We start from the raw sequence: 6802 nt of genomic DNA on the forward strand, positions 1-6802 counted from the left end.
AGGAAATCGCCCAGATGCAGAGCGTCACCAACCTGAACGGCAACGGCTCGGCCTTCCTCGACCACGTCAAGTCCGACCTGCACACCAACCAGAACGCCAGCAACAATATCTATCGTTGAGAAGATTGTTGAGATGGCGCCGCGCCGCGAGGGCGTCCTCGCGGCGCAATTTTTTCGCCTGTAAATCGGGGTTGGAGCGCGCCGCGGCGCGAACCACAATACAGACTGACATACGGCAGGGAAGCACCGGACCGCGCGCCTCCCGATTGTCGCCGTCGCACGCAGGAAGACATCGTGCCCACATCCCTCGTTGCCTCATTCACCGCTTGCCGGCGGCGTGCATTCTGGCTGGCCGCCAGCGTGGCACTGCTTGCCGGCTGCGCGGATTTCAAGCCGCCGGTGTACCAGCGGCCGGAAACGCCGGCCAAGGCCGAGTGGTCGCGCCAGGGATCGATCACGGTGTCGCCGGCCGAAACCGTGCTGCCAAACTGGTGGCAGGGATTCAAGGATCCCTACCTGAACAGGCTGATCGAGCAGGCACTCTCCGGCAGCTACGATATCAAGGTGCTCGCTGCCCGAATCCGCGTGGCTGGTGCCCAGATCGGCGAGGCCAAGGCCGGCGCGCTGCCGGTTGTCGACGTCGGCGCGGGCGCGAGTTTCGACAAGAGTACCGGCCAGAAGGGCACGTGGACCTACAACCTCGGCGCCCAGCTCAACTGGGATATCGATATCTGGGGCAAGGTTGAAAAGGGCGTACAGGCGCAGACCGCGGAATTCCACGCGACCGAGGCTGACTGGCGCGCCGGCTACCTGACGCTGGTGTCGAATGTATCGACCACTTACTTCCAGATCCTCCAGTTCGATGAGCAGATCGACCAGCAGAGCCGCACCGTGCAGAAGAATGGCCAGATCCTGACCACCTACCAGGCGATGTACCAGCATGGGCTGGTGCCAAAGATCCGCGTGATGCAGCAGCAGGCGGAAATCAACCGCCTGAACAAGGACCTGCTCGAGTTGCGCCGCTCGCGCGACGTGGCGGAGAACGCGCTGGCCACGCTGGTTGGCGTGCCCGCCGGGAATTTCAAGGTGCCGCCGGGCAAGCTGCAGGATCGTGTCCAGCCGCCGCCGGTGCCTGCCGGCCTGCCGTCGCAGTTGCTGGCGCGCCGCCCGGATATCGTGGCGGCGGAATACCGCGTGCTGGCCGCGTACAACATCGTGGGCCAGGCGCGCCTGGCGCAACTGCCGAGCCTCAGCCTGACGGCACGCGGCGGCACGGCCAGCTTTGCGCTGAGTGACCTGTTGAAGTCATTCACCTTCGGTTTCATGCCCAGCATCAACCTGCCGATGCTGGACCCCAACGTGCGTGCGCGCGTGAAGACCACGGAAGCCCAGATCGGGGTGGCGGAAAACGAGTACGGACGCACGGTGATGACGGCCTTCGAGGAAGTGGAGACCGCGCTGGTCAACGTCGACGCGCACAAGAAGCAGCGCGTGGAACTGCAGCAGCAGGTCGACCAGCTGCGCGTCGTGTCCGCCCAGATCGAGGCGCAACTTAGGGAAGGGGTGGTCTCGCAACTGGAAGTGTTCGAGACGGAGCGGTCGCTGCTCGCCGCGCAACTCGCGTTGTTGGGCATGCACCAACAAATCCTGGCCGACACAGTCACGCTCTACAAGGCGCTTGGCGGTGGCTGGCCTGCTGCGGAAGTGCGCAACGCGGCCGCGAACAGCACGCAATAGGGACGTTGCCTGCACGCGCGGCCTGGCTGCGCACGCAACGCGTTGCATACCCTGCCGCCGGATAGCCTCCCTGCGATGCGCGAACGAGGCCACGCAAGCGGCGCCACGCGTGCATTTGCGGTCCATACAGCCGATTGACTAGCGTAAGGCGTCGCCTACTATGTTCTTAGTCGATTTATCCTCACCGCCCGGTCGCAGTCGTGACCGCGCTGTTGGTTCTTTGGAAACATGGGCCCTGACGACGCACTGATCATGGAAATGCCGGTGAGGGTGGGTCAGGAGTTCGATATCTTTCTCTCGCCCGTCTCCCGTCCGGAGCTGGGCGAGATCCGCATCGGCGAAGACTTGTTCGCCGTCGGCCGCAGCGAAACCCCTTTTGCCTCGTATCCGGAAGAAGTGGTGGCGGTACTGTCGCGCCGCCATGCGCGCATCTTTGCCGAGCATGGCGCGGTGTACGTGGCGGACCTGGGCAGCAAGAACGGCACGGTGGTGAATGGCGCCGCGGTGGCGCAGCAGCCGTCGCGCCTGCGCGATGGCGATGAAGTCGCATTCGGCTCGACACTGTCGTTCCGCGTGCGCCTTTCTCCGCGTGCGCCGGCGCCGGAGCCGCCGCACGTCGCGCTGACACTGGAGCCGGAGCGCAACGACATCGGCCTGCAGCCAATCCAGGTCGCCGGTTTTCCCTACCTGATCGGCAAGGCCGACGACGCCTTCGCGCGCTACAAGGACAGCTATCCGCAGCAGGTCAACTACCTGTCGCGCCGGCACGCGCATATCTACCTAAAGGGCGGCGAGCCGTTCCTGGAGGACCTGGGCAGCACCAACGGCACGTTCGTCAACGGCAAGCGCCTGGTGGACCACGGGGTGCCGCTGAAGGACGGCGACCTGATCGCCTTTGGCGGCAATCACTTCGTCTACAAGGCGGCGCTCCAGCGGGAAGGCGATGCGGACGCCACGGCAACCAGGACGGTCATGTCGGCGCCGGCCAGCGACGTCGAGGCCGTTGCCGCCGCGGCGCCCGCCGCGGGCGATGACGGCGACAAGACCACCTTTGTCGGCGCGGCCGACTCGTTCCTCGATATCTTCTGCGTCGACTATCGCGCGCAGCAGGAAGACGAGGTGAATGCCGAAGCCGATGCGCAGGCCGCTGCGGCCACCGCTGCCTCCGCACACCACGAGCAGCGGCCACGGGGGCGGATCGCGCTGATGGTGCGGGAAGCGGCAAAGAGCTTCGGGCTGCAGGATGCCGCGCGCGCCAGACGTGCGGCCCGCTGGGGTGGCGCGGCGCTGGCGGTCCTTGCGGTGATCCTCGGCACGATGTACTGGCGCGGCGGCCCCGAGCGCCAGGTCAGGGCGCTGCTGGCCAGTGGCGCAAGCGCACAGGCGGCGCAGGCTGCGCAGGTAGCCGATGCGTACCTTGCGCGGCATCCCGGCGATGAGCAATTCCAGGCAATGGGAACGGAGGCGGTCATGCGCGCCTACGTGGCCGCCTGGGCCGGCAGGCTCAAGGCCCGGGATTTCGCCGGCGCGGACGCCGTGCTGGCCGAGATGAAGTCCCGCAGCCAGCACAATGCCGACGCGCGTCCACTGGTGGCCGAACTCGCGTGGATAGGCGGGCTCACGCGCTTTATCGCGCAGCGGGGCGGTGCCGACGGACCGATCCGGCTCTACACCGACGAAGCGCCGATCCGCGCGTTGCTGGCCCACTGGAATCAGGACACCGTGCTGCACCAGCGCGCACTTGGCCGCATCGCTACCTATGAGCCTGCTTTCCGTGACGTCTATGCGGATGCGCTGAGCGACGTGCGCAAGCTGCAGAACGACGAATCGCTCTACCTCGCGGCCATCGACCGCCTCAACGCCGCCATCGGCGCCGAGCTGTCGCGTGACCGGCCCGAGGCGCTGCAGCCGGTCGTGGCGGAGTACAAAGAGAAATATCCCCGGCTGGCCGGCATGGACCGTGTGCAGGAAGACCTGCGCCGCTATACCGAGCTGATGCAGGCCTTGCGCGCGCGTGCGATGGGTTCGCTGATCGCGCGGCTCTCGGCTGCCAGCTTCACCACGCCGCCGTTCCAGGCACAGTTCGCCCGGCTGTCGCCGCGCCTGCCACCGCCGGAGGTGGCGCGCCAGTACGCGGCCGCGGCCCAGGCGTGGCAACAGGGCGACAGCACGACCACGCTTGCCACCCTGCGCCAGATCCACACCGGCCCCTGGGCGGACGACATTGCGCGCGACGCCGCGCACAAGCAGCAGGTCGCCGCGCAGTTCGCGGCGTTGCAGACCGCGCGTGGCGGCAAGGGATATGAAGACAGCCTGCTGGGTTTCTACGCGATGCTCGACCCGGATCAGGACAGGTACTTCGCCAAGGCCGTCGAGTCGGATGTGAACGCCATCCGCGACAGCGCGCTGCGTCGTGCCCGCGACCTGATGAACCGCGCGCTGGCGGCATGGAAGCAATATCGAAGCAACGGACTGATCGGCGGCGAGCAGCGGCTGGAGTCCGGCATCTCGCCGAAGTTCCGCTCGCAGGCGAAGCTGCTGTCCGAGGCCCAGGACGATGCGCGGCAGGGCATGCGCATCTATGCGCAGCTCAAGGCGGGCGAAAGCGCGGATCTGGCGCAATGGAGCAAGATCGAAGACGAGATCAAGACCGAAGCCGACCTGCAGCGGCGCTCGTTGCGTGATCTGCGCATGGTGCTGGACCCCGCGGTGCTGAAAGCGAAGCTCGATCTGATCGGCGGCGAGCAAGGCGCTGGCTCCGCGGAAAGCGGCGAGGCGAAGGAGGCCGATACAGCCGCGTCGGGCAGCGACGGCAAGCCGCAGGGAGCGCAGCGATGAAGGACGAGAGCGGCGACAATCGCCTCAAGCCCCTGTCCGAGGCGCTGGAGGACCACAGCGCCGAAGGCATTGCCATTCTCAGCGCGGAGCCCTGGCGCCTGAGCCTGCTGACGGTGGTGACCACCTTCGCGCTGGTGCTGTGCGGGCTGGTGTGGTCGTTTTTCGGGCATGCGGATGTCATCGTTACCGCCGATGGCACGCTGGCACCGGAATCGGAGGTGCGCCGCTTCTATGCGCCGGTGGACGGCGAGCTGGCCGACCTGTATGTGGCCGAAGGCCAGCCGGTCTCCAAGGACGACGTGGTGGCACGGCTGAATGCGCGCGGCGCGATCGAAGCCGCCGCCAACGCGCTGGAAGCGCGGCTGAAGCTGGAAGACTCCGAGCGTGAATGGAAGCAGTTCCCGGAAAAGAAGGCGCTGATGGAGCGCAAGGCCGCCGCACTCAAGCAGCAGATCGACGTGGCGACCCGCCAGCATGAAAACCGCGTGGCCGAGGGCACCACGCGGCTGGCCGAACAGCAGCGCGCGCAGTTGCAGGAGGCGCGCAGCAACCTGGAAAACGCGCGCCGTGCGCGTGAATTCGCCCGGCAGGAGCAGGACCGTTACGTGCGGCTGTTTGCCTTGCCGGGTGGCGGTGGCGTGTCGCAGTCGCAGGTGGAAGCCAAGCGCGCCACCACGCAGGAGGCGGAGAACAACCTGCGTATTGCGCAGTCCCGGCTGACCGAACTGGATGCCCGGCTGAGCCAGGAGTTCACGCAGGCCAATGCCCAGCTGGAGAGCAGCGGGCAAGACCTGGCCGGCCTGCGCGTGCAGTACGACGCCGCCATGCGCGAGATCTCCAACACCGAGGACAAGCTGCGCCTGCAGGTGCAGACCGCGCGGCTGGTGGCGGATGCCGCCGCGCGCATCCGCTTCGAGAATATCGACAAGGACAACTTCCTGCTGATCCTGGCGCCGGTATCGGGCGTGGTGACAGATGTCACTTCGACCCAGCGCGGTGACAAGATCCAGGCCAACACTCCGCTCGGCGGGATTGCACCCAAGGATGCGCGCCCGGTGCTCAAAGTCGAGATTGCCGAGCGCGACCGCGCCTTCCTGCGCGAAGGGCTGCCCGTGAAGCTCAAGTTCAACGCTTTCCCTTACCAGCGCTACGGGCTGATTGAAGGCACGCTGGAATACATCTCGCCGGCCACCAAGCCGGCGGGGCCGAACAAGCAGCCGGTCTATGAAGGCCGCGTGCGGCTGGCGCGCGACTACTACGCGGTGGGCGGCAACAAGTACCCGCTGCGCTACGGCATGACCGCCACGGCGGAGATCGTGGTGCGCGAGCGCAGGCTGATCGATCTCGGCCTCGATCCGTTCCGCCAGGTGGCGGGGTAGACCGGAGCGGCCGGCAAGAACCGAAGCATGTCCCGACAGCCGCAGCGGAGGCCGTCAAAGGAGCCAGGAAAATGACAGGCATTGTGCGAATCGACGACGAGGTGCTCGGGGTCGACGAATTTGTCAGGCGGCTCAAGCTGACCGGACAGTTCGAGGGCCTGATCGAGCAAATGGTGCGCGACAAGCTGACCGTGCATGCGGCCAGGCGGCAGGGCATCCAGGTGACGCCGGAGGAGATCCAGGAGCGCGCGGACCAGTTCCGGCGCGTGCAGGGCCTGCACCGCGCGGCCGACATGAACCACTACCTCGATGCGCTGGGCGTGAGCCTGGACGAGTTCGAGGCGTTCATCACGGACAGTCTCTACCAGGAACGGATGATGGAGAAGGTCTGCAGCGACGAGGCCGTGCAGGACTACTTCACGCTCAATTCGCCGCGCTTCGACAGCATCGAAGTCAGCCACATCGTGGTGGACAGCGAAGGCAAGGCGAAGGAGCTGATCTCCTACCTGCAGGACGACCCCGACAGCTTTGCCGAGATGGCGCGCGAGCATTCCATTGCCGACACGCGCGAGCAGGGCGGCGAGATCGGCAAGGTGCTGCGCGGGTCGCTCAAGACCGACATCGAGGCCAAGGTCTTCAACGCCGAGGCCGGGGACCTGCTGGGGCCGTTTCCCGCACCGGACCGCTCCTTCTTCGAGGTCTTCCTGGTACGTGCCAAGCATCCGGCCACGCTGGACAGTGATGTGGCGGTGGAAGTGCGGCGGCTGTTGCGCGAGGACTGGCTGATGGCCAGGGCGCAGGAACATGTCATCGAAGCCCGCTAGCGAGGCGGGCGCGCCCGTCGAGCCT

General features: G+C 66.6%; 4 protein-coding genes. All 4 read left to right on the forward strand.

Annotated features, from left to right (window positions below; genetic code table 11):
• Nucleotides 1–293: 293 nt before the first annotated feature.
• The 4 genes from RM96_RS17035 to RM96_RS17050 all read left to right on the forward strand — a co-directional run bounded on the left by RM96_RS17035 (nt 294) and on the right by RM96_RS17050 (nt 6777).
• The gene (locus RM96_RS17035; RefSeq protein WP_238587304.1) at nt 294–1736 is read left to right on the forward strand and encodes an efflux transporter outer membrane subunit; all 1443 of its coding nucleotides are present in this window, start codon (nt 294–296) and stop codon (nt 1734–1736) included.
• Nucleotides 1737–1964: 228 nt separating this feature from the next.
• Nucleotides 1965–4574 (forward strand): FHA domain-containing protein, encoded by a 2610-nt coding sequence (locus RM96_RS17040; protein ID WP_039012261.1) that lies wholly within the window; start codon nt 1965–1967, stop codon nt 4572–4574.
• On the forward strand, nt 4571–5953 hold the full coding sequence (locus RM96_RS17045; protein ID WP_039012263.1) for an HlyD family efflux transporter periplasmic adaptor subunit: 1383 nt from the start codon (nt 4571–4573) through the stop codon (nt 5951–5953). Before RM96_RS17040 ends, RM96_RS17045 begins: the two co-directional genes overlap by 4 nt.
• Before the next feature lie 71 nt (nt 5954–6024).
• A complete protein-coding gene (locus tag RM96_RS17050; RefSeq protein WP_039012264.1) occupies nt 6025–6777 on the forward strand; it encodes a peptidylprolyl isomerase in 753 nt (250 codons plus the stop codon).
• Nucleotides 6778–6802: the final 25 nt, after the last annotated feature.

Origin of the sequence: Cupriavidus sp. IDO (assembly GCF_000812465.1) — a bacterium.
In the GTDB taxonomy this organism is placed as follows: Bacteria; Pseudomonadota; Gammaproteobacteria; order Burkholderiales; family Burkholderiaceae; genus Cupriavidus.